This window comes from Photobacterium sp. 2_MG-2023 (assembly GCF_030547675.1).
Lineage (GTDB): Bacteria > Pseudomonadota > Gammaproteobacteria > Enterobacterales > Vibrionaceae > Photobacterium > Photobacterium arenosum.
Genome location: NZ_JAUOQQ010000063.1, coordinates 1 through 639, shown reverse-complemented (window position 1 = coordinate 639; position 639 = coordinate 1). Strand labels below are relative to the sequence as shown.

Genomic DNA, 639 nt, shown 5'->3' with positions numbered 1-639 from the left:
ACTCAGACGTGAAACGCAGCAGCGCCGATGGTAGTGTGGGGTCTCCCCATGTGAGAGTAGGTCATCGCCAGGCTCCCTATTAAGAAAAGGCCACCTTATGGGTGGCCTTTTTGCTTTTCATGTCCAGTGGCACTGTCAGTAATGATAACGCTATCTTTATTGTTGGCTGTTTTTAGAAATCTGTACCCAGTGTTTCAACGGTAACAGGACAGATGTCAGCAAATAAGGTAGGAACATTGAATATACTGATGTTTTTATAAGCGGTTGATAAAGCGATAAGTCATTTTAAGTCGCTAAGACTGGTAATTCTCGTTCAGCTGTATACAATACTTAGCAATTCTAGGGGATTAGTTCAGCCCGGTAGAACGTCGGTCTCCAAAACCGAATGTCGGCGGTTCGAATCCGTCATCCCCTGCCAGATACAAAAGCCTCGTCTTCTGACGGGGCTTTGTCATTTCTGAGGGTCAGAGTGATACCATTCTAAGTAAGAATATGATCTAATTGAGGCTTCTCTTTCAGGTGGTCAAATTGCTATGGATAGCCTCAATAACATTGACTTCAAAAAGCTGGCAAGCCAGCAAAAATCCATTCAAATGAAAATGAGATTACTCGCGCTTGCCCATTTTAAAGAGGGCCAGT

The 639-nt window shown here is 43.8% G+C and carries 1 tRNA gene; it reads left to right on the top strand.

From position 1 onward, the window contains the following. Window positions 1-341: 341 nt before the first annotated feature. Window positions 342-418, top strand: a tRNA-Trp gene (locus Q4491_RS21465). Window positions 419-639: the final 221 nt, after the last annotated feature.